The sequence below is a fragment of the Treponema sp. UBA3813 genome (assembly GCA_002368605.1).
Taxonomy (GTDB): Bacteria; Spirochaetota; Spirochaetia; order Treponematales; family Treponemataceae; genus Treponema_D.
The window spans coordinates 1-1,753 of record DFEB01000025.1; the positions used below are offsets into that span (position 1 = coordinate 1).

Here is a 1,753-nt window from a genome sequence, read left to right on the forward strand (position 1 = left end):
TCAAATCGCTGGCAAGGAAGAGAGCGGCATTAGCGATGTCCTCAGGCTTTCCTGCCCGCTTCAACGGCAAGCCCTCAACCCACTGAGCTTTCATGTCGTCTTTGAGAACGGCTGTCATGTCAGTTTCGATGAAGCCCGGTGCGATTGCATTTACGCGAACGCCTCGGCTACCAACTTCTTTTGCCAGAGCCTTTGTGTAAGCGATGATTCCGCCCTTAGAGGCCGCATAGTTGACCTGACCGCCCTGACCGTGAAGACCGACGATTGAAGCCATGTTGATGATTGAGCAAGACTTGTCCTTTGCACGAATCATGTTGCTAGAGACAATTTGGCTGATTAAGAATACGCTTGTAAGGTTGATGCGAAGAACATCGTCCCAATCCTCTTTTTTCATGCGGAAAGAAAGACCGTCGCGGGTGATTCCCGCATTGTTCACAAGAATGTCGAATGTACCGGCCTCTGCAAGGGCAGCCTTTACGACCTCTGTGACCTGCTCAGCGTTTCCAACATCAGCATAAATTTCATGGAAAGCAACACCGTTATCAGCGGCCAATTTTTCCAAATCAGCTTTTGCGGCACTTGGCTTAGAGCACAAGCCCCAAACCTCAGCTCCGTTTTTCAAATATGCTTCAACAATAGCCTTACCGATTCCCCGGCTTGAACCTGTCACAAGTGCTTTTTTATTCTTCAACAACATAAATTTCTCCTTTCTACAGTGCCTGAATTGCCTCAGCTGTATTTACTGGCGTACATGCGAGTGTTGCGCCGAGTTCTGTCTGCCCCCAGAGGCCACTCAAAACTTTTCCCGGTCCTACTTCGAGGATAACCCACTCGTTTGCAGAATCTTCTTTAATCAAATCAGCGAGGACCTTCTCTTCGTCAGTCCAGCGAACCGGGTGAGTGAGGTGGTCAACTGCGCTTGATTTTGCAGGCGCGCCCTCGGTGACTTTTTTGCCGGTTACATTTGAGAACAAAGTGATTTTCGGGTCACAGAATGTGTATGGCTCCAGAGCCACCTTGAAATTGTCGGCGGCGCGCTGCATGAGCGGACAGTGGAAAGGACCTGCAACGGCAAGTCGGACAGTCCTTCGAGCTCCGGCGGCTTTTGCGGCTTCCTCAGCCTTTGTAAGACCGTCGGCAGTGCCCGAAATTACGGTCTGTTTTACGCTGTTAAGGTTTGCGGCATAAGCGCCTTCGATTCCATTTGCGATTTCCTCAACCTTTTCTGGCGGAAGGCCAAGAATCGCGCTCATTCCAGGAGCATTTCCTGCGTTTTCTTCGGCAATCTGCTCGCAGACTTTCTGCATGATAGTTCCGCGCTGAACGACAACTTTAATAACATCCTCAAAAGAAAGGATTCCTGCGGCATAAAGAGCCGGGAATTCGCCCAAAGAGAAGCCCATTGCGGCACTCGGCTCGATTCCCTTGCTCTTCAAGGCTGCCATAACGGCAAGACTTGCCGCAGTGATTGCCAGCTGGCTGTTGTCGCTTCTATTTAATTCTGTCTGCTCAGTTTCCCAGAGCAGTTTTGGAATATCTTTTCCCGTTACTTTTGAAATTTCATCAATGACCTTGCGAGCCTCCGGAAAAGCCTCACAAACATCTTTAATCATTCCCTGAGCCTGTGCGCCCTGTCCAGGGAACAAAAATGCATACTTCTTAGACATGTTTTCCTCCACCGTCATTATCGGACTTGTCCCGACAATCTTTTCATTATGACAAAATCTTAAAAAATGTCAAAATCAATATTATA

At 48.8% G+C, this 1,753-nt stretch carries 2 protein-coding genes; both read right to left on the bottom strand.

The window, feature by feature from the left end; genetic code table 11:
• Positions 1-697, bottom strand: a 697-nt coding sequence (fabG, locus tag B2089_RS03755) for a 3-oxoacyl-ACP reductase FabG (RefSeq protein WP_296686012.1), incomplete at its 3' end; no start/stop codon positions are given.
• A gap of 13 nt (positions 698-710) precedes the next feature.
• Positions 711-1,667: an ACP S-malonyltransferase gene (locus B2089_RS03760; protein WP_296686015.1), complete on the bottom strand. Its 957-nt coding sequence runs from the start codon at positions 1,665-1,667 to the stop codon at positions 711-713.
• Positions 1,668-1,753: the final 86 nt, after the last annotated feature.

What these genes read in the sequence shown, in the direction of transcription:
- B2089_RS03760 (WP_296686015.1), bottom strand. Translation starts at nt 1,667, where the DNA reads ATGTCTAAGAAGTATGCATTTTTGTTCCCTGGACAGGGCGCACAGGCT.